Here is a 19,278-nt window from a genome sequence, read left to right on the forward strand (position 1 = left end):
AGGTCGGAGCCAGAATTCACACAGCTGAGTGGCGAGGTGCGGCCATTGGCGCTGAGCCGTGCTGATTGAGACCGCTGCAGGCAGCTGCAGGGATTGCTGACGGGCCCCCTGGCGCTCCCAGCGTGCCCGATCACAAGGCCGATCTGACGGCGGCCGACCGGAATGTCGTGAGGCCCACAATGGTTGGAACGAGGGATCGGATGGTGGCTTCAGCAGTAGCCGCAGCACTTTCTGATGAATGCTGCACCGCATTGCGCGCGGTCTAGGCGATCACCTTTGATGTGCAGGGCACCTGCGTTGATTTCTACCGCCCGCTGCTTCGCCTGGGAGACAGCATCAACCAGGCGAAGTCACTCTCGATCGACTGGGCAGTGATGTCGTCGGGATGGCGCGCGCTCTACCGAGATGTGCTCGATGCCGTGATCTGCGGGCATCGGCCCTGGCTTCCGGTCGTGGAGATCTACCGCGAAACACTCGATGTGCTGTTGGAGGATCGCGGCCTTGCCAGCCACTTTTCCGCTGCGGAGCGCGATCAACTCAATGGGATCTGGTCGAGGTTGGAACCCTGGCCGGACTCGGTTGAAGGATTACGCCGCCTTCGTCAGAGCTACGTCACCTCCACGTTGTCGAATGCGGGCATGGCCACGATGGTGTCGATCGTGAAGCGGGCAGGGCTTCCTTTCGATGCCGTGCTGACAGCAGAACTGGTGCAGGCCTACAAGCCCGCTGCCGCTGTTTATCAGCTGGCGGTCGATTCTCTCGGCTACAGGCCCGGTCAGATCCTCATGGTGGCTTGCCACAAATACGACCTCAAAGCAGCACGTGCCTTCGGCATGCGCACAGCCTTCATTGCCCGCCCGCTTGAATTCGGTCCCGGTGTTGACACCGACCTGACCCCCGAGAGCTGGATCGATGTGCCTGTCAGCAGCCTGACCGAGCTCGCAGACGTGCTGGAGATCGTGACCGCTCCCGGTGATGGGGTCGCGTCCCCTTGAGAACGGATTAGTCGTGAGGAGGTGGCTGAATCCGCCGCCCCTGCGAGCTGCAATCCTTGCCTCAGGAGGGCGGAAGTCGCCCACGCGGATGGGGGAAAACCAGCACGGGCGTGGGCTCAACCGGCCCGCCACGCACCTCTGTTGAGCCGGCCCCACGCACCGCCGCTCCGCCGGCTCCGCGCTCAGTCCAGCTGCGCCAGCACTGCCGCCGCCGCTTCCTCGCCGCTGCGCACGGCTCCGTCGAAGAAGCCGGGCCAACGCTCGGCCACTTCGGTGCCGGCCCAGAACACCGCTCCGTGGGGCCGGCGCATGGCATCGCCGCAACGGCTCCAGAGCCCCGGAGGCATCCAGGCGGCGTAGGCACCGCCCACAAAGGGCACGGCAGGCCAGTCTTTTTCCACATAGGCCACGGGTTCGAGCGCCTGTGGGCCGAGATAGGTGGCCAGATCGCCCAGCACCGCCTGCCTTCGCGCCTCAGCATCCAGCGGTGCCCAGCGCGCATAGCGGTGACCCACCACGAAGGCCGCCAGCACGCCGGTGCCGCTTTCAGGGTCGGAGCTGTCGGCGCAGAGCTCCACCCAGGGGCGATCACCGATCGCGATGCCCGACAGCCCCTGCTGGCGCCACCACGGCGTGCGGTACACCACCAACACCTTGGCGCAGGCGCCCATCTCCATGCGCTGCTGCAGCTCCAGCCGATCAGCGGGCAGCTCCGGGCTGAAGCGCAGCTGGGCGGCCTGGGCCGGTGGCATCGCCACGATCGCCGCACGGCAGGGATACACCGCCTTGTCGGTGTGGACCACGACGGGGTGGGCGGCCGTGGGGCCGCTGCCTGCCGCATCGGCTTGATCCGGGACTCCGCTCGCCGCCTGCACAGGGCCGCCTGGCTCCAGCTGGCTCACGGCCCGCACCGGTTCCCCCAGCCGCACAATGCCTTCCCCTAAGTCCGCCGCCAGCAGCGCTGGCAGCTGACCGGCTCCGCCATGCAGCAGCTCTTCCTCCGGGTGCTCGCCCTGGGCGGCGGTGCGCTGGCCCCAGAGCACGTGCAGCAGCGACACCTGCTCCGGTTCCGCCGGACCAAGGAAGCCCACGGCCCGGCAGAAGTAGGCGAAATACCAGGCGGCGAAGGGGGTATGGGTATTGGCGTCGATCCACTCCTGGAAGCTGAGCTGATCGAGCTCGGCGGCGGCCGGATGGTGGTGCGGGTGGCCTTCGGGAAGCTCCTCCACCAGCGCCTGGAAGCGCTCCAGTGCCGCCATGGCGTCGTCCCAGTCGGCGCTGGGCACGGCTGGCGGCTGGCCTTCCGGGAACCCCTGGAAGAAGCCGGCGAAGGTGCAGCGCGTGCTGCCGAACACCAGCACCGTCTCACCGTCGTGGGGGGACTCGAAGCGGCGGATGCCGTGGCGCTCCAGAAGCGCCAGGAAGCGGGTCTGGGTGGGCCCGACCCACTGGCCGCCCAGATCGATCCAGGGGCTGGAGGCCGGCGCCGCCACTGCGGAACCCGGGCCGGAGAGGTCCACCCGTTGGCCGGTCATGCGGCCACCCAGTTCCGCTGCGGCCTCGATCAGATGAACGGAGCGGCCGGCCGCCTGCAGTTCCCGAGCCGCCACCAGCCCCGACAGGCCACCGCCCACCACCACCACATCGACGGGATCGAACGTGTTCAAGCTCATCTGTTCAACATCGCAACGGGGCGCAGGGGACGCCGGTGCGGCGGGTACCACCAGCGCTCTTGTAGCCGATAGTCTCCAGAGCCCGCGGTGCCGCTCGACGCGCCCATGGCCACCTTCCTCGTCACCGGTGCCAACCGCGGCATCGGCACCGAATACTGCCGCCAGCTGAAGGCCCGCGGTGACACGGTGATCGCCGCCTGCCGCACAGCTTCGGCCGAGCTCGCGGCCCTAGGGGTGCGGATCGAGCAGGACGTGGACATCACCTCCGATGCCGCCGTGGCCGGCTTGCTGCAACGGCTCGACGGGCTGGCGATCGATGGACTGATCCACAACGCCGGCATCCTGGAGCGCACGAGCCTGGAGGATCTCGATCCGATCAGCCTGCGCCGTCAGTTCGAGGTGAATGCGGTGGCACCGCTGCGTCTCACCCGCGCCCTTCTGCCCCAGCTGCCCGCCGGCGCCAAGGTGATCCTGATGACCAGCCGCATGGGCTCGATCGCCGACAACAGCTCCGGCGGTTCCTACGGCTACCGGATGTCGAAGGTGGCGCTCTGCATGGCGGGCAAGTCGCTGGCGATTGACCTGGCGCCACGCGGCATCGCCGTGGCCATCCTTCATCCCGGCCTGGTGCGCACGCGCATGACGGGCTTCACGGCGCAGGGCATCAGCGTCGAGCAGTCGGTGCAGGGGCTGCTGGCCCGCATCGATGCGCTCAACCTCGCCACCTCCGGCAGCTTCTGGCACGCCAACGGCGAGCTGCTGCCCTGGTGAGCGGCTGTGGAGTAAGCGGCTTTGGGGTGAGCTGCTGGCGCTGACGGCCTGTGGGACAGTGAAGGGCCCTTCGATCCAGCGCGTGCCGAACGACAGCGGCTCTTCCAAATCGGTGCTGGCCAGCCTGCTGGTGGTGCTCGCGGTTATCGGTGGCCTGGCCCTGCTGGGGTGGTTCGCGGTGGTGCTGCTGGATCTCAAGCACCTGAACACCTCGGGCTTCACCCTGCCCTGAGGCGGAGCCAGATCGCCGCAGGGACCACTTGCCCCGAGCGAGCGCTGGCGGATCCGCTCAGAACTTGCGCAGCTCTCGCCGCACCTTGAGCGGGTCGCCCGACTGCTGCACGTTGGTGAGCAGCAGCGGCAGGGTGAACAGCACCACGGCAATGGCGATCGCCACCCCCGGGGAGATCGTGGACGCGCGGACTGGCGGAACCTCGCTGGAGTGGGTCGGGCTGTGGCGATGCCGCCGCCGCAATGGCCTGGTGGACCTTCCCATCGCTGGAACCTGCCGGCCTGCTGGGGATTCAGTGTGACGGGGTACCGCAAGGCGCGCTGGTGGGGGTGCCGGCCAGCCAGCCACCGGTGAACCGGCCTGAGGCCCACGATCGCGGTCTGCCCATGGCGAGCCCGATCACTCAGCAGAGATGAAAGGATGCCCGCCACACCGCGGAGCGCCTGCCATGGACCTTCCAGCCCTGTTGCTCGCCACCGGGGGGCATCAGATCGAAGCGGCCGAAACGCTCATCCAGGCGGGTCGCTTCATCGTGATCCTGTTCGCCGCCCGCGCTCTGGCCGAGCTGATGGTGCGGTTCGGCCTGCCGGCCATCCTCGGTGAGCTGGTGGCCGGGGTGCTGATCGGCGTGTCGGGGTTGCATCTGATCCTGGCGCCGGAGCTGGCCAGTGCGCTCAACGGCACCGCCCAGGGGGCGATCGCCTCGCTGGCCCACGTGGAGCCGGTCCAGGTGCAGGAGATCTACGACCACAGCTTCAGCAACCTGCAGTCGGTGGGCAAGATCGGCCTGTTCGCCCTGCTGTTCCTCACCGGCCTCGAGAGCGAGCTGGAGGAGCTGATGGCCGTGGGGGTGCAAGCCATCACCGTGGCGCTCACCGGGGTGGTGCTGCCTTTTGTGCTGGGCACCTTCGGGCTCCATGCCCTGTTCGGGGTGCCCCTGCTGCCGGCGATCTTCGCCGGCGCCGCCATGACCGCCACCAGCATCGGCATCACCGCCAGCGTGCTGGGCGAGCTGAAGTTTCTGCGCACCCGCGACGGCCAGACCGTGATCGGCGCGGCCGTGCTCGATGACATCCTCGGCATCGTGATCCTGGCGGTGGTGGTGGCGCTGGCCGGCGGCGAAGGCTTCGCCCTGGCGCCGGTGCTCAAGCTGGTGGCAGCAGCTGCGGTGTTCGTGGCGGTGGCCCTGCTGCTGAGCCGCACCGCCGCGCCCGCCTTCGACTGGCTGCTCGACCGCCTGCGCGCCCCGGGTGAAGTGGTGGTGGCGGCCTTCCTGGTGCTTTCGTTGGCCTGTTTCGCGGCCCAGGCCTTCGGGCTGGAGGCCGCCCTCGGCGCCTTCGCCGGCGGGCTGATCCTGAGTTCCTCCCGCCACCGGCATGCGATCGAGGAGGCGGTGAAGCCCCTGGTGGCGCTGTTCGCCACCGTGTTCTTCGTGCTGATCGGCAGCGGCCTCGATCTGGCCGTGCTCAACCCCTTCGATGCGGCTAACCATGAGGGGCTGGTGATGGCCGGCTTCCTGCTGGTGGCGGCGGTGGTGAGCAAGGTGGCGGCGGGCTGGAGCTACCTCAGCAAGGAGCCCACCAACCGGCTGGCGGTGGGGCTGGGCATGATGCCGCGCGGCGAAGTGGGCCTGATCTTCCTCGGCCTCGGCACCCAGACCGGAGTGCTGGGTCCGTCGCTGGAGGCGGCGATCCTGCTGATGGTGATGGGCACCACCTTCCTGGCGCCGGTGCTGCTGCGCCTGGTGCTGGCCACTCCCCCAGAGGCCGTGGAGCTCACCCCCTGAGGCCGGGGCCTGGCTGCACGCCTATGGCGGATGGGCGCGGCAGCGGGCGTGGACGCGCACCAGGCTGGCCGTGAGCGGTTCGCTCTTGAGCGGCTTGCCGAGCACTTCGTTCATGCCGGCCTGCAGGGCCGCCGCCCGATCTTCCACGGTGGTGAAGGCGGTGACGGCAACGATCCAGGGCCGCTCCGCGCCACCGGTGGCGGAGCGGATGCGGCGGGTGGCCTCCAGGCCATCCAGCCGCGGCATCTGCACATCCATCAGGATCAGGTCCGGGTCGAACTGGCGCTGACGTTCGAGCGCCTCCTGGCCATCGACGGCGGACTCGGGTTCATAGCCCAGGCGCCGCAGCATCAGCTCACAGAGCCGCCGGTTCACGGCGCTGTCGTCGGCCAGCAGGATGCGCAGGGGATGGCAGGCCGCGAAGCTGCTGCCCTCCGGCTGGGCCGGCGGCGAAGACGAGGGACCTGACGGAGGTGTGGCGGCCGGGGGTTCCAGGGCGGTTGCAGAGGCCACAGCTTCCTGGGCAGACCCAGCGGCCAGGGGTTCCAGCGCAGACGCGGAGGCCGCCGCTTCCAGAGCAAACCCAGCAACCTCCGCCTCCGGAGCTGGCGTTGAGGCCACCGTTTCCACCGGCAGGCTGAAGCTCACGGCGGTGCCCTGGCCGGGGTGGCTCTCCACCTGGATCGTGCCGCCAAGGGCCTCCACCAGCTGCCGGCTGATGGCCAGGCCCAGACCGGTGCCGGCATGGGGCGTGTGGGTGGAGGTGGTGAGCTGGGAAAACGGCCGGAACAGGAGCTCGATCTGATCGGCGGCCATGCCGACGCCGGTGTCCACGATGGAGAAGGTCAAGGCGGTTGCCGGTTGCTCTCCTTTGGGGGCGGTGCCCTTTGCCCTGGCCTCCGCAGTGACCTCCGTGGTGCCCTCAGCCGCCTGAACCGAGACCACCACACGGCCGGCGTCGGTGAACTTGATCGCATTGCCGATCAGGTTGAGCAGGATCTGGCGCAGGCGCTGGCCGTCGGTGCGGATCAGCGGCGGCACTTCTGCGCCCACCACCAACGACAGGTCGATCGCCTTGGCTCTGGCCAGGCTCAGGCAGGTGGCGATCACCTCCTCCATCAGCGCAGGCAGTGCGCACGGCGCCAGCTCGACCACCAGATCTCCCGCTTCGATCAGGGCAAAGTCGAGTGCCTGATTGAGCAGGGCGAGCAGGGATTCGCCCGAGCTGCTCACAACCTCCAGGCACTCCCGCTGCTGGCTGGACAGGTCCGTGTCCAGCACAAGGCCCGTCATGCCGATGACGCCATTGAGCGGGGTGCGGATCTCGTGGCTGAGGGTGGCGAGAAAGGTGCGCTTGGCCCGATCGGCGGAAGCCATGGCTTCAAACGCTCGGGCACGGGCCTTGAGGGAACGGCGATGGAAGCCGGCCGCCAGCAGCGAAAAGCCAGCGCTGCCCAGCAGACCAAGCCCGAAGGTGAGCTGCAGCGGAAGTTCCTTGCGCTGCAGTTGCGCCAGCGAGAAATCGATGCCCACCAGGCCCACCTGCTCCCCATCACTCCTGCGGATGGGGGCATAGCCGCTCATGAAGGTGCCGAATTGATCCGTGTAGGGCCTGGCGCTGATCTGGATCAAGCCGGTTCGGGCCGCCTGCAGCGCATCTGCCGAGGGGTCGAGGTAGAGCTCACCAACGGTGAGAGGGCTGACGAAGTCCCTCGGATTCTTGATGTAATAGGTAGTGTCAAGCGTGAAGCGCAGGCCTTCCGGCGAGTTGACCAACACATAGGCGTAGAAGATCTCGGGCACCAGCCGGCGCAGCTTCAGCAGCGGAGCACTGGCGCGGCGGTAATCGGCGTTGCCCGTCTGCTCGGGACTGGTGATCGCAGCCACCAGGGCTGGATCCATCTCGGCCGCAGCGATGCTCACCAGATGGCGCAGGCTTTCGCGCACCTCCTGGCGCTGCAGCCTGGTGGCATTCCAGTAGTTGAAGCTGAGTGCAACCGCCGCCACACCGAAAATCGTGGCGGCCGGTAGAACACTCTCGCGGCGAATGCGCTGACGGCTCCAGCCGGATGTGGCGAGCTCAGGCTGGCGTTGAGCCGACCGGAAAACACCGGACATGCGGGAGAACCAGCCAGCCAGATGCCCTCACGGCCCGTCGTCTCTCTGGTCTACAACGGCGGCCCCTCAGGCGCGCCTGCGCGAGGGCATGGCGTTGCGCCATGAGGAGATGTGAACCCTCTCTAGGCCCACGATCCCTGTTCCCTACGTTTGCAGTGGTGCTCAGGCTGTCCATGCGCGCGAATGTGGCTCCCCGCGAAGCAGCCCGCCTGGAGGCCTTGAAGAAGTACCGCATCCTGGATACGGAGGCTGAATCGTCGTACGACGCGATCACCTATCTGGCCGCCCAGCTTTGCGACGTGCCGATCGCCTTGATCAGCCTGGTGGATGAGGAACGCCAGTGGTTCAAATCCAAAGTGGGCCTGGAGGTGAGCGAAACGAGCCGCGATGTGTCGTTCTGCGCGCACGCCATTCTCGGCGAGCAAACCCTCGTCGTGCGCGATGCCCGCGAAGATGAGCGCTTCCGCGATAACCCGCTCGTATGCAGCGAACCGAACATCGTGTTTTACATGGGGGTGCCGCTGAGCACACCGGAAGGCGCCAAGATCGGCACCCTCTGCGTGATCGACCGCCAACCCCGTGAACTCAGCGCAGCACAGGTGCACGCGCTTGAAGTGCTGGCCCATCAGGTGGTGTTGCAGCTGGAGCTCAAACGGGTGTCCGACCAGCTGGCAGCGGCCCTCGAGCGCATCAATGTGATGGAGGAGCTGATCCCGATCTGCTCCTATTGCAAGGGCATTCGCAACGACAGGGGCTACTGGCAGAGCGTGGAGGCCTTCATCAAGAGCCACGACAACGTGGAGTTCTCCCATGGCGTCTGCAACGCCTGTATGGCCCGCTTCTTTCCGGAGGTGGAGCCCATCCCGGGGGATCCTGGCGGGGATGCACCGGAACGCTGAATGTGGGTGAGCCGAACCTGCGGCGCGGTTCAGGCGGCCTGTAGGGCGCCGGCGGCGGCGAGCTCCAGCTGGGCAAGCCCGCGGCGGTGGATCTCACTGGCGTAGTCGGTCCAGATGCCTTGCCCCCAGTAGCGGAAGCAGCTGGTTTCCAGCAGCAACAGGTGCAGCAGCGCCTGCTGATAGGGCTCGGTGGCGGTGACACCAGGATCCTGCGCCAGCTGGGGGTCAAACAGCTGGTGGAACTGAGCGCTCAGGCTGGTCATTGGTTCGAGCACATTGGCGTAGCCCTCCACCCAGCTGAGGTTGTTGGTCCAGGAGGCGCCGGCCATCGAAAAGGAGGGATCCCGGGCCTGGAGCTCGGCGATCGCCGCTTCAGTGGCAGCGGGGCTGGGCGGGCCGCTCAGCTGTTGCCAGAGCTTGTGTTGCTGCACCGCCTGAATCTGGGGAAACTGCTCGGGGGTCACCCCAGCCGCCTCCAGCAACTCCAGGTATTCCGTGCCGTTGATGGCCACCGTGTCCGCCTCGCTGCCCTTGGCACTGATGGTGCGGTGGGCCTGAAGGAAGGCGGGCGGGAACTCATTCATCATCACGCCACCGTTCTCGCCATCGGCGATCTGTGACACCAACGACGGCACCGTGCTGCCTCCCAGCACCTGCCGGCCCAGCCCCATCGCTTCGTAGCAGGGCTGCATCTGACCCACCAGCTTCGTATCGGAGCCCTGGGTCTTGATCAATGCCGTGATTGACAGTTCCTCCCCGCTGGAGTTGCGCGCCACCAGCAGATTGGGAAGCATCTTCTGCTCCTGGCTCAGGCCGCTGCCATCGCGCCGTTCCACACTGTGCTCCTGCACCAGCAGCCAGCGGTAGCCGCATTCCTTGAGCGCCTTCACCAGCTCATAGAGGGTGTCGGGGTGGTTGGGCAGGTGCATTTCCGGAGGGGAGAATCCCTTCACCCGCTGCAGCGCCTCAGGACCGAACAGGGCCTTGAACTGGTGCTGCCAGGCGAGGATCTGCAGCCTGAGATCGGGAATCGGGGTGGAGGGCGCCACTGCGTGGCTCCAGAAGGTGCCGAGCCACTCCACATGGGGCTGGAGGCTGGAGTCGCAGGCGAGCTTCTGCAGCGCCTCGATCACATCGACGCGGCCCATCTGGCCCAGGCCCCAGAGCAGATTGCCGGAATAATCCAACATGATCCGTGGGTTGCAGCCCTCTGCAATCAGCTGGGGGAGGATGTCTGCCAGACGCCTGTAGCACTGGGCAAAGGGTTCGGCGTTGTGGTTATCCCCTTCGCCCGGATGCTCCAGCATGTATTGAAGGTGGGAGATCAGCTCACCACCGGCACCCGCTGGAATCGTGGGTTGGTGCATGTGCAAGGCGCAGGCGAAGCCTGAGCGGATCTGCGCCAGGTTCAGGTTGCTGCGTGGCAGGAACACCGGGCCGGAATCCTGCACCAGGGCAAGGATCTCGGCTTCTGAGCCGGCGATCGGCGGCAGGGTTGGGTGGCTCATTGTGATGGCTGCCGGCAGGCTCATCATCGTCACGGCGGCCCGGGCTGGCCCCGGATGGCTCACGAATTGGTCGGGCACTGTCCTTCCGCTGGTCTTGCGCTGTTCTTCCCCTGCTCACGCACTGGTCGGTCGCCAGCTGGTTCCTCGCCCCCCGCGCCAAGCTGGATCCGTCTGCGGCCGGCAATAGCGATGAGCGTGGAGGTGGCCCTGGCGATGGCGGAGCAGCAGGGCCGCTGGCTGCTGCAGCTGCGCGACGACATCGAGGGCATCGTGTACCCCGGCACCTGGGGATTGTTCGGCGGCCACCTGGATCCGGGTGAGAGCCCGGAGCAGGCCCTGCGGCGCGAGCTGCGCGAGGAGATCCGCTGGGAGGCGCAAGACCTTGCTTTCTGGTTTCTGCACCGCAACCCCCAACGCGACGCCCACTTCTTCCGCACCACCATCACGCTGCCACTGGATGCGCTCGATCTGCGTGAGGGGCAGGATCTGACGCTGGCCTCCCTGGAGGAGCTGCGCACCGGTTCGATCTGGAGCCCCCGCCGCAGGGAAACGCGCCCGCTGGCCCCCTCGCTGCAGCGGGCGGTGGAGAAGCTGGTGGAGGAGGGCTGGGTGCCATGAAGCGACCTGGCCCTGAGCGGCTGCGTTGGGTGGGTGCTTCGTGGTTCAAAACTGCCAGGGCCAGAGCGGCATTGGCTGTGGCTCTGGTCACCGCTGTGGCGGGCTTGTCGCTGCATCGCTCGGATGAAGGCAGTGGCAGAGGCACCTCCAGCTCCACCGATCAGGAACTGGCGGCCGAAGTGCAGCGCCGTTATGACGAGATGAAGCTGCAGCAGTTTCCCGGCCAGCCGGAGATCTCCGTGGGCGAATGGGTGACCCGCCCGAACGACCGGCCTGCGGTGCTGGTGGATGTGCGCGAACCGCACGAACGGCGCATTTCGATGTTGCCGGGGGCGATCACCAGCGAAGAGTTCGAGCGCAACAGCGCCCGCTATCGTTCCTGGCTTGTAGTGCCGTATTGCACCATCGGCGTGCGCAGCGGCCATTACACCAGAACGCTCAGAGAGCGAGGGTTCGAGGCCCGCAACCTGGCTGGCAGTGCGCTGGCCTGGGCCCATGCGGGCCTGCCGTTCGAGGCCGATGGCAAGGCCACCCGCAGGGTGCATGTGTATGACGCTGGCTGGAATTTGCTGCCGCGTGGATATGAGCCCGTCGTCTACGGATTCCTAGCACTGCCGGGCGATGTTAGGCGTCCTGGTCTGCCTAAAGAGATGACGCGCTGATGCGCTCGTCTAGGGCAACCACAGCATCTGCCCTTTTGCCCAGGCAGAGAGGGAGCGGCAGGTGCCCCTGCCAAACACTGGGTGTGTCGCTCAAGCCATGCATGGGCGCTGCTGTGTCCTAAAGCTGGGACCAAGAGCCTGACCCTTTGCGTGCCGCTGACGTGGTTTCTCCTCGCTTGCCCAAGGTGCCCACGGGATCATGATGCCTACGGGAGAGCACTGGTCGGCCCCGCAGTGCTGAAACTTGCTCGGAATTCTCGATCCAACTCAACGAGTGCTGGGGAGCGCCAGAGTCGAAGTCAAGCCTCGCGATCCCAATGAAACCATGCTCTGCGTGAACGATCACCGCCAACCTGATGGCAGCTAGAAATGCATCGGATGAACGGAAGAAGTGAGAGAATGCCCGGCACTGGCACTGGGCATTTGGATTGTCAGACAGAACTGCAATTGAGAGCCTTTCTGATCATCTTCGAGCCATATTCGAGTGCAACCGAGTTGAGATAATGGCACTTGAAAGGAATTCAGGTAGAATCGAAATGCCTCAAGGCTTCCAAGCAAGTCAACTGAAGCCACCATGGCATCAGTCATGAAAAAGACCGAGCTCAAACGCCCTGCCTAAGTTCCTGACCGCAGGTGATAGTTTTTGGAATTCTGCCGACAGCTCACTCGGAACAGCCATCACCTCCTCCTCAGGGGCGCCAATGTCCTGATTGTGTTGATACACGAGCTGGCAGTTTGCAAAAAAGCCGTCTACAAGTGAAAGACATGAAGGAAAATGCAGAGAGGATGCGCTTGAATGTGAACCATGTTTTCCTGAAGTCATGGCCTGCGGATGTAAACTATGGAACTAGATGCAAGCCCAATCTTAGGGCTTTACTGGCTTGAAAGCCAGGCTGATACAGCTCTTCATGCAAGTAGCAATCGCCACAATTGCAACGCTGACTCAATACTGCTCCTTCGCCTGTATCAAGAAGGAAGGAACTATATCAGGGAAGTTGTGGTCAAAAAGTGGCAACCGATACCTAAGTACCCTTAGCAGGTTCGCGTTGGTCCTTCTCGGTTCAGATTCAGCAAGGTTCGGTCTAATTCCAGCTCTTTGGGGCCATTTACCCTGCTTGATTCGGTTCTCCATTGTCGCCCAGAGGAGCACACCCTTCGCTGGTCATGTCCTATCCAACAACTGATGATGGGCCAAGAACAGTATCGCCGAGCAGCGAACACGTTCACCTTGCAGCTTTCTTGGTCATTCCCCGCAGCCGGGTCTTCTGAAAGCCAAACGGCGGCCTACTTTCATGCCGCTCTTGGGGTCGTGGGGCTCAACCAGATGGATCAGCGCCTGCCAGGGAACGACCGGCTCCATGTCGGCCAGAAACGTCTCGCCTTCGGTGCGCTTCTTTGCCGTGATCTGCTCGTAGTCTCCGTAGGCGAAGCCTTCCGCGAAGAGGTGGCCAAGCGGCTTGCCGCCCGTGAACCCAGTGCTTACCTGCAATCACAGGGTCACCCTCCTGTGAATGGCGCGGATTTTCCTGAGTCTCTCTGTAGCAATCCACGTCCCGATTGCTCCTCCTCCCCCTCGCCACGCCATGCCTGAGGCCCCGCCGAATTCAGAGCCCGTGGTAGCGATTCAGTGGCCAGATGGCAGCACTACCAGCGCACCGGTGGGCAGTGATTGGCTGCAGGCAGCCGCCGCGGCCGGGGTGGTGATTCCTACCGGCTGTCTGGGTGGTAGCTGCGGGGCCTGCGAAATCGATGTCAACGGCGAGGTGCTGAGGGCCTGCATCGCCACCGTTCACGACTGCGGCAACGGCGTCCTGCAGGTGGAGCTGGCAGTCGATCCCTATTGGTGATCTTCTGCGGCAATCAAGCCGCCGCCCAGCAGCACTTCTCCGGCGTAGAACACCGCCGCCTGGCCGGGGGTGATCGAAAACTGCTCCTCGGCGAACTCCAGACGGGCACGGCTGGGCCGGCCGGCGGCCGTGTCGGCGGCGGTGGCAGCCAGGGGAGTGAGCCGGGCCGCCACCGGAGCACTGCGGTAGCGCACCTGCACCTCCAGATTCAGCGGCGCCTGGGGCGAATCGATTGACACCCAGTTGATCGCCCCGACCACACAGCCACCCCGGCCGGCCTCAGCCCGCGGCGCCACCACAACCCGGTTCATGGCGGCATCGAGGCGCACCACATGCAGCGGTTCGCTCCAGGCCACCCCCAGTCCTTTGCGCTGGCCGATGGTGAAGTGCTCGATGCCGTCATGCTGGCCCAGCACCCGCCCATCGCTCAGCACAATCTCTCCTTGGCGCGGCGGCAGATAGGCATCCAGAAACGCCTTCATCGAGCCATGGTGATCGGCAAGGCAGAGGTCCTGGGATTCAGGCTTCCTGGCCGTGCGCAGCCCGTACCGCTCCGCCTCCAGCCGCGTGTCCGCCTTGGTGAGCTCCCCGAGCGGGAACACCAGCCGGCTGAGCACCTGCTGGGGCAGGTCGTAGAGGAAGTAGCTCTGATCCTTGCGCGCATCCAGGCCGCGCAGCAGCTGGGTACGGCCGCTCGGTTCGGGAGCGTGCCGCAGGCGGGCGTAGTGGCCGGTGGCGATCCGGGCAATGCCGCGTTCGCGCTCCGCCCACTCCAGCATCGGCGAGAACTTCACCTCGCGGTTGCAGCGGGAGCAGGGCAGGGGCGTGACCCCAGCGGCATAGCCCTCCACCAGAAACCCGACGATCTGCTCCTCAAAGCGGGCGCGCGAATCCACCACGTGATGCGGAATCGCCAGCTGTTCGCAGATCCCGGCCGCGTCCACCAGCCCTTCGGCACAGCAGGCTCCCTTGCCGCTCATCAACCAGAGGGTGAGCCCCTCCACCTGCCAGCCGGCCTCCACCAGCAGCGCCGCGGTGAGCGAGCTGTCGACGCCACCGGAGAGCCCCACGGCCACCCGATGTTCCCCGGGCCAGCCGCGCAGGCGGCCGATCACAGCAGCGGCAGGGGCGGCAGGGGTGGCAGCAAGAGCGGCTGCGGTGGCAGAAGGCCCGTCAGGGGCGCCGGAGGTGGCGGGGGGAGGAAAGGCCAAGGGGAGCGGTGCCGCCGTCGCGAGTGCGCAGCGTCGGGGCCTCTCCATCATGAAGCGACGCGCCCAGCACGGTTGGGCTCCCCCCTTCGAGTGCTGCCATGAGCTGCTGGCCCGCCCGTGACGCCGCCCACCTGCTGGTGGAATCCGCGCCGATGGCGGCGTTGGAGGAATGCCTGTTCGCCAGCGGGCTGCCGGTGGAGGCGTTGATGGAGAAAGCCGCCCTGGCGATCAGCCGGGCGCTGCTGGCGCGGCCCGAGCTGCTGCGGGATGGCGTGCTCGTGCTGGCAGGGCCGGGCCACAACGGCGGCGATGCGCTGGTGGTGGCACGGGAGCTGTACCTGGCCGGTGTCGCCGTGCGGATCTGGAGCCCGTTTGAGCGCCACAAACCCCTTACTGAAGCCCATCTGCGCCATGCGGCCTGGCTGGGCCTCGAGCGCCTCGCGGCGCCACCCGATCCGGCAGCGACCGAGCTGTGGGTCGATGGCCTGTTCGGCATCGGCCAGCACCGGCCGCCGGAGCCCCGCATCGCCACCTTGCTGGAGCAGCGCCAGCGGCTGATGGGCGGTCGGCTGGTGGCGATCGATGTGCCCACCGGCCTCTGCGCCGACAGCGGCCGGCCCCTGGGCCCGGTGGCCGCCTGCGCCGCCATCACGTACTGCCTGGGCTTGCTCAAGCAGGGGCTGGTGCAGGACACGGCCCTGGCCTGGGTGGGCCAGCTGGAGCGCCTCGATCTCGGCCTGCCGGCGGCACTGCTGGCGGACCTGCCCGCCGATCAACCACTGGCGCTGCTCGGCAGCGACCGGGCCACCGCTCCCTGGCCCCAGCGGCCCCAGGCGGCCGGCAAGTACGCCCGAGGGCGCCTGCTGGTGGTGAGCGGCAGCGCCGCCTACCCCGGAGCAGGCCAGCTCAGCCTGCTGGGGGCCAGTGCCAGCGGCTGCGGGAGCCTGCGGGCAGCCCTGCCCCGCGCCCTGGCGGAGCAGATCTGGCTGATGCAGCCCCACGTCGTGATCAGCGCCGCACTTGAGGAGCGGGTCGGCGGCGGGCTGGCACTGGCGGGTCTGGCGAATCCCGGGCTGCTGGAGCGGCTGGATACTGTGCTGGTGGGGCCCGGCATCGGGGGCGATCACTGGGGCGACAGCGGGGCTGGTGGCGAAGCAGGCCTGAGGATGGAGCACGGCTCTGCTGCAACGGCGGGCGGCGAGGAGAAGGGCTGGGAGGCGCTGGGTCGCTTTCCCGGGCTGGTGGTGCTCGACGCCGACGGGCTCAACCGCCTGGCGGCCGGCGCCGCCGGTGCGCCGGAGGAGTGGCTGCGGGGCCGGGCCGGAACCACCTGGCTCACGCCCCACCAGGGCGAGTTCGCCCGGCTGTTCCCCGACCTGGCCGGTGAAACGCCGCTGCGGGCCGCCGCCACCGCCGCGCAGCGGTGCGGCGTGAGCCTGGCCCTCAAGGGGGCCCGCACCGTGGTGGCCGCTGCCGATGGGCGGCGCTGGCAAGTGCTCCAGGCGGCCACCGCCGCCGCCCGGGCCGGCCTGGGGGATGTGCTGGCGGGGTACGCCGCCGGGCGAGGCGCATGCGCCGCCGCCGGGGACGGGGTGCTGTTGGCAGCGGCGGTGCTGGAGCATGCCGAGGCGGGCCTGACCTGTGCCCGGCAGCGAGGGGCAGGGCAGACCACGCCCCAGGAAGTGGCCGCCGCCTTGGGATCTGCCGCTTGAATCAGGCGACAAATGAACGAATCGATCAATCAAACCGGCCCAATGTTTCCTTTTGCACGCAGAAAGTTGAAAGGTTGCTGAAATCACAGCCCCTTTCAAAAAACTGAGCGGATAGTGACGCCAATCAGCGGGCACAGGCTCCTCCATGACAGCCTCCAGCCTCCAGGGCGAAAAAAGCAGTCGGAGCCGCGGTGGGGATCCGATCAGCTGGTATCTCACCTCCATCGGCCGAGAACCTCTGCTCACCCCTGCCGAAGAGATCGAACTGGGCAATCAGGTGCAGGCGATGATGCAGCTCACCCAATCCGGTGAGCCCGACCATCCCACCGACCAGGAACGTCAGCTGATCCGGATCGGTCGCCGCTCCAAGCAGCGGATGATGAAAGCCAACCTGAGGCTCGTGGTCAGCGTGGCCAAGAAATATCAGGGCAAAGGGCTGGAGCTGCTCGATCTGATCCAGGAAGGCTCGCTCGGTCTGGAGCGGGCGGTGGAGAAGTTCGATCCCACCCGCGGCTACAAGTTCTCCACCTATGCCTTCTGGTGGATCCGCCAGAGCATGACCCGCGCGATCGCCTGCCAGTCGCGCACGATCCGCCTGCCAGTGCATCTCAGCGAACGGCTCACCGCCATCCGCCGCGTGAGCCTTGATCTGGCCCACAAGCTCGGCGCCATGCCCAGCCGCCGCGAAATCGCCGAGGCCATGGCGATGCCGCTCGAAGAGCTTGATGCCCTGCTGGGCCAGGCCCTCACCACCTCCAGCCTGGATGCGCCCGTGAACGGCGAAGAGGGCCGCAGTTTCCTCGGGGATCTGATCGCCGATCCCGCCAACGAGCAACCGCTCGATGTGGTGGAGCGTGGCATGCACCACGAACAGCTCAACCGCTGGCTCAGCCATCTCTCTGAACAGGAGCGCCAGGTACTCGAACTCCGGTTCGGACTGCATGGCGACGAGCGCCACACCCTCGCCGAGATCGGCCGTCAGCTCGACGTGTCCCGTGAACGGGTGCGGCAGGTGGAACTGAAGGCGCTGCGCAAGCTACGCAGCCTCACCCACCGGCTGCCCAGCCGCCTCTGAGGGCCAGCCCCTGCGGCCTCCCCTCGTTTACCACCCGGCCTACTCCGCGCCGCTGCCGAGCAGCCATCGTTTTCCGATGGCCAAATTCCGGTTGCTGCACGACCTGCTGCGCGCACGGGATCTGGCCCGGGACAGCCAGCTGCACCAGCCGCTGCCAGCGCCGCGTCGCTGGATCGAACAGGTGCATCCCCGCACGTATCACCAGGCGTTTGCCCGCAATCAGCTGAGTGCGGCCCAGCAGCGGCGCATCGGCCTGCCGGCCACGGCACCACTGGTGCGCCGCACATGGTTGGCGGTAGGAGGCACCGTGCTCACCGCCCGGCTGGCCCTGCGCCATGGCGTGGCCTGCCATCTGGCCGGCGGCACCCACCACGCCTTCGCCGCCCAGGGCAGTGGCTTCTGCATCTTCAACGACTGCGCCGTCGCTGCCCGGGTGCTCCTGGCGGAAGGGGCGGTACGTCAGCTGCTGGTGGTGGATCTGGACGTGCATCAGGGCGATGCCACGGCGGCGCTGTTCGCCGAAGAGCCACGCGTGTTCACCTTCTCGGTGCACTGCGCCAGCAACTTTCCCCTGCACAAGCAAGCCAGCGACCTGGATCTGCCACTCACTGACGGCCTCGAGGATCAGGCCTACCTGGAGACGGTGGGGGAGCACCTGCCCGTCCTGATCGAGCGGCTCCGGCCGGATCTCGTGCTCTACAACGCCGGTGTGGACCCGCACCGCGACGATCGGCTGGGCAGGCTTTGTCTCAGCAGCGAGGGCTTGCTGCAGCGCGACCGCCTGGTGTTCGACGCCTGCCTCAGGCGAGGGGTCCCCGTGGCCAGCGTGATCGGCGGCGGCTACGACAGCCTGCCGGAGCTGGTGGAGCGCCATGGGCTGGTGTTCCGCGCCGCTGCTGAGCAGGCCCGCCTGCACGGGCTGTGAGCCCAGCAGGCCGCCAATGCACCTCTGTGTTGGGGCTGGCGAGCCCTCAGCGCCTCAGTCTTCAGCCCAGATGTAGCGGGTGAGTTCGGCGGGATCGGGCTCGGGCGCCGCGAGGGCGAAGCTGACCGCATCGGCCACCTCCGCGTCGATCTCCTTCTCGATCTCCTTCAGCTCATCGGCGCTGGCGAGGCCATGGGACGTGAGGTGAGCGGCGAGGGCCTTGATCGGATCGCGCTGCGCCCAGAAGTCCTTCTCCGCCTCGCTGCGGAGCTCGTCGGGGTCGGCCAGGGAGTGGCCGCGGAAGCGATAGGTGAGGCACTCCAGCAGGGTGGGACCTTCGCCCGCCCTGGCCCGCTCCACCGCCCGCTGAGCCGCAGCGCGAACCGCCAGCACATCCATGCCGTCGACTTCCTCGCCAGCCATGCCGAAGGCGGCGGCTTTGCGCCAGATCTCCGGATCGCTGGTGGCACGGTCGTGGGCCATGCCGATCGCCCACTTGTTGTTCTCAACCACGAACAGGATCGGCAGCTTCCAGAGCGCCGCCATGTTCAGGCACTCGAAGAACTGGCCGTTGTTGCAGGTGCCATCGCCGAAGAAGGCGGCGGTGACCGCATCGCTGCTGGCATCACCGAGCGCGTCGCGCTTGTAGCGGCTGGTGAACGCCGCCCCCAGGGCCACCGGGATGCCTTCGCCGATGAAGGCATAGCCGCCCAGCAGGTGATGCTCCCTGGAGAACAGGTGCATGGAGCCACCCCGGCCCTTGCTGCAGCCGGTGGCCTTGCCGAACAGCTCACTCATCACCTCACGGGCCGGCACGCCGCAGCTGAGCGCATGAACGTGATCCCGATAGGTGCTGCAGAACCAGTCGTGCTGGGCACGCATCGCCTTGATCACGCCCGTGCTCACGGCCTCCTGGCCGTTGTAGAGGTGCACGAAGCCGAACATCTTGCCGCGGTAGTACATCTCCGCGCACTTGTCTTCGAACCGTCGACCCAGGGTCATGTCCCGGTAGAGGACCAGACCGTCGGTACGGCTGACCGATGTGGGGCCAGCCGTGTAAAGGGACGCGAGCCTTTCCGAATGGCTGCTGACAGGCTCGGCCGCCGGCGGGGCCGGGACAGCGATCTCCTGGGTCATGGCAGGGACAGCGGAACTTCTGACCGCTGACTGTACGGGGTCTGTTCCGCCCGCAGAGTCAAATTGGTTGCCTCTGCCTACACTCGCTGCCAAGCCCGTGCCGCGGGAT

17 protein-coding genes are annotated in these 19,278 nt (G+C 66.9%); 11 read left to right on the plus strand and 6 right to left on the minus strand.

What is annotated here, in order from left to right; all coding sequences use genetic code 11:
• The first annotated feature begins 269 nt into the window (after positions 1-269).
• A complete protein-coding gene (locus KQ303_RS11660; protein ID WP_311134157.1) occupies positions 270-995 on the plus strand; it encodes a haloacid dehalogenase type II in 726 nt (241 codons plus the stop codon).
• Between the two features lie 182 nt (positions 996-1,177).
• Here KQ303_RS11660 and KQ303_RS11665 read toward each other — a convergent pair whose 3' ends face one another.
• Complete coding sequence (locus tag KQ303_RS11665) at positions 1,178-2,662, minus strand: FAD-dependent oxidoreductase (RefSeq protein WP_259730418.1); 1,485 nt, start codon at positions 2,660-2,662, stop codon at positions 1,178-1,180.
• Positions 2,663-2,773: 111 nt separating this feature from the next.
• Between KQ303_RS11665 and KQ303_RS11670 the strand changes: the two genes are divergently transcribed.
• From KQ303_RS11670 to KQ303_RS11680, 3 genes are all read left to right on the plus strand, one after another.
• Positions 2,774-3,439: an SDR family oxidoreductase gene (locus tag KQ303_RS11670; protein ID WP_255140383.1), complete on the plus strand. Its 666-nt coding sequence runs from the start codon at positions 2,774-2,776 to the stop codon at positions 3,437-3,439.
• A gap of 82 nt (positions 3,440-3,521) precedes the next feature.
• Positions 3,522-3,671 carry a hypothetical protein gene (locus KQ303_RS11675; RefSeq protein ID WP_158217491.1) on the plus strand — a complete coding sequence of 50 codons (150 nt, stop codon included), beginning with the start codon at positions 3,522-3,524 and terminating at the stop codon, positions 3,669-3,671.
• Positions 3,672-4,119: 448 nt separating this feature from the next.
• The gene (locus KQ303_RS11680; protein WP_259730419.1) at positions 4,120-5,457 is read left to right on the plus strand and encodes a cation:proton antiporter; all 1,338 of its coding nucleotides are present in this window, start codon (positions 4,120-4,122) and stop codon (positions 5,455-5,457) included.
• A 21-nt stretch (positions 5,458-5,478) separates the two neighbouring features.
• On the opposite strand, the gene KQ303_RS11685 is transcribed toward KQ303_RS11680, so the two are convergent.
• On the minus strand, positions 5,479-7,575 hold the full coding sequence (locus KQ303_RS11685; protein WP_259730420.1) for an ATP-binding protein: 2,097 nt from the start codon (positions 7,573-7,575) through the stop codon (positions 5,479-5,481).
• Positions 7,576-7,748: 173 nt separating this feature from the next.
• Here KQ303_RS11685 and KQ303_RS11690 point away from each other — a divergent pair, with 173 nt between their 5' ends.
• Complete coding sequence (locus tag KQ303_RS11690; protein WP_259730421.1) at positions 7,749-8,474, plus strand: GAF domain-containing protein; 726 nt, start codon at positions 7,749-7,751, stop codon at positions 8,472-8,474.
• Positions 8,475-8,503: 29 nt separating this feature from the next.
• Here the strand turns inward: KQ303_RS11690 and KQ303_RS11695 are convergent, their stop codons facing one another.
• Entirely contained in the window at positions 8,504-9,982 is a 1,479-nt protein-coding gene (locus KQ303_RS11695; RefSeq protein ID WP_259730422.1) for a glycosyl hydrolase family 57, read from the minus strand.
• A gap of 189 nt (positions 9,983-10,171) precedes the next feature.
• Between KQ303_RS11695 and KQ303_RS11700 the strand changes: the two genes are divergently transcribed.
• Both KQ303_RS11700 and KQ303_RS11705 read left to right on the plus strand, forming a co-directional pair.
• The gene (locus tag KQ303_RS11700; RefSeq protein ID WP_259730423.1) at positions 10,172-10,600 is read left to right on the plus strand and encodes an NUDIX domain-containing protein; all 429 of its coding nucleotides are present in this window, start codon (positions 10,172-10,174) and stop codon (positions 10,598-10,600) included.
• 77 nt (positions 10,601-10,677) lie between these two features.
• Entirely contained in the window at positions 10,678-11,262 is a 585-nt protein-coding gene (locus KQ303_RS11705; RefSeq protein ID WP_259730437.1) for a rhodanese-like domain-containing protein, read from the plus strand.
• A gap of 1,243 nt (positions 11,263-12,505) precedes the next feature.
• Here the strand turns inward: KQ303_RS11705 and KQ303_RS14805 are convergent.
• Positions 12,506-12,751 (minus strand): hypothetical protein, encoded by a 246-nt coding sequence (locus KQ303_RS14805; protein ID WP_399233619.1) that lies wholly within the window; start codon positions 12,749-12,751, stop codon positions 12,506-12,508.
• A gap of 94 nt (positions 12,752-12,845) precedes the next feature.
• On the opposite strand from KQ303_RS14805, the gene KQ303_RS11715 reads away from it, so the two are divergent.
• Entirely contained in the window at positions 12,846-13,109 is a 264-nt protein-coding gene (locus KQ303_RS11715; protein ID WP_259730424.1) for a 2Fe-2S iron-sulfur cluster-binding protein, read from the plus strand.
• On the opposite strand, the gene mnmA is transcribed toward KQ303_RS11715, so the two are convergent.
• Positions 13,100-14,212: a tRNA 2-thiouridine(34) synthase MnmA gene (mnmA, locus tag KQ303_RS11720; protein WP_399233634.1), complete on the minus strand. Its 1,113-nt coding sequence runs from the start codon at positions 14,210-14,212 to the stop codon at positions 13,100-13,102. The genes KQ303_RS11715 and mnmA overlap by 10 nt on opposite strands.
• A gap of 206 nt (positions 14,213-14,418) precedes the next feature.
• On the opposite strand from mnmA, the gene KQ303_RS11725 reads away from it, so the two are divergent.
• From KQ303_RS11725 to KQ303_RS11735, 3 genes are all read left to right on the plus strand, one after another.
• On the plus strand, positions 14,419-16,032 hold the full coding sequence (locus KQ303_RS11725) for an NAD(P)H-hydrate epimerase (RefSeq protein WP_259730425.1): 1,614 nt from the start codon (positions 14,419-14,421) through the stop codon (positions 16,030-16,032).
• A gap of 145 nt (positions 16,033-16,177) precedes the next feature.
• A complete protein-coding gene (locus KQ303_RS11730) occupies positions 16,178-17,107 on the plus strand; it encodes a sigma-70 family RNA polymerase sigma factor (RefSeq protein WP_094514664.1) in 930 nt (309 codons plus the stop codon).
• 10 nt (positions 17,108-17,117) lie between these two features.
• Entirely contained in the window at positions 17,118-18,032 is a 915-nt protein-coding gene (locus KQ303_RS11735) for a histone deacetylase (RefSeq protein ID WP_259730439.1), read from the plus strand.
• Between the two features lie 54 nt (positions 18,033-18,086).
• Here the strand turns inward: KQ303_RS11735 and pdhA are convergent, their stop codons facing one another.
• Entirely contained in the window at positions 18,087-19,169 is a 1,083-nt protein-coding gene (gene pdhA / locus KQ303_RS11740; protein ID WP_259730426.1) for a pyruvate dehydrogenase (acetyl-transferring) E1 component subunit alpha, read from the minus strand.
• Positions 19,170-19,278 lie beyond the last annotated feature (109 nt).

Source organism: Synechococcus sp. CS-1333, assembly GCF_025128015.1.
In the GTDB taxonomy this organism is placed as follows: domain Bacteria; phylum Cyanobacteriota; class Cyanobacteriia; order PCC-6307; family Cyanobiaceae; genus MW101C3.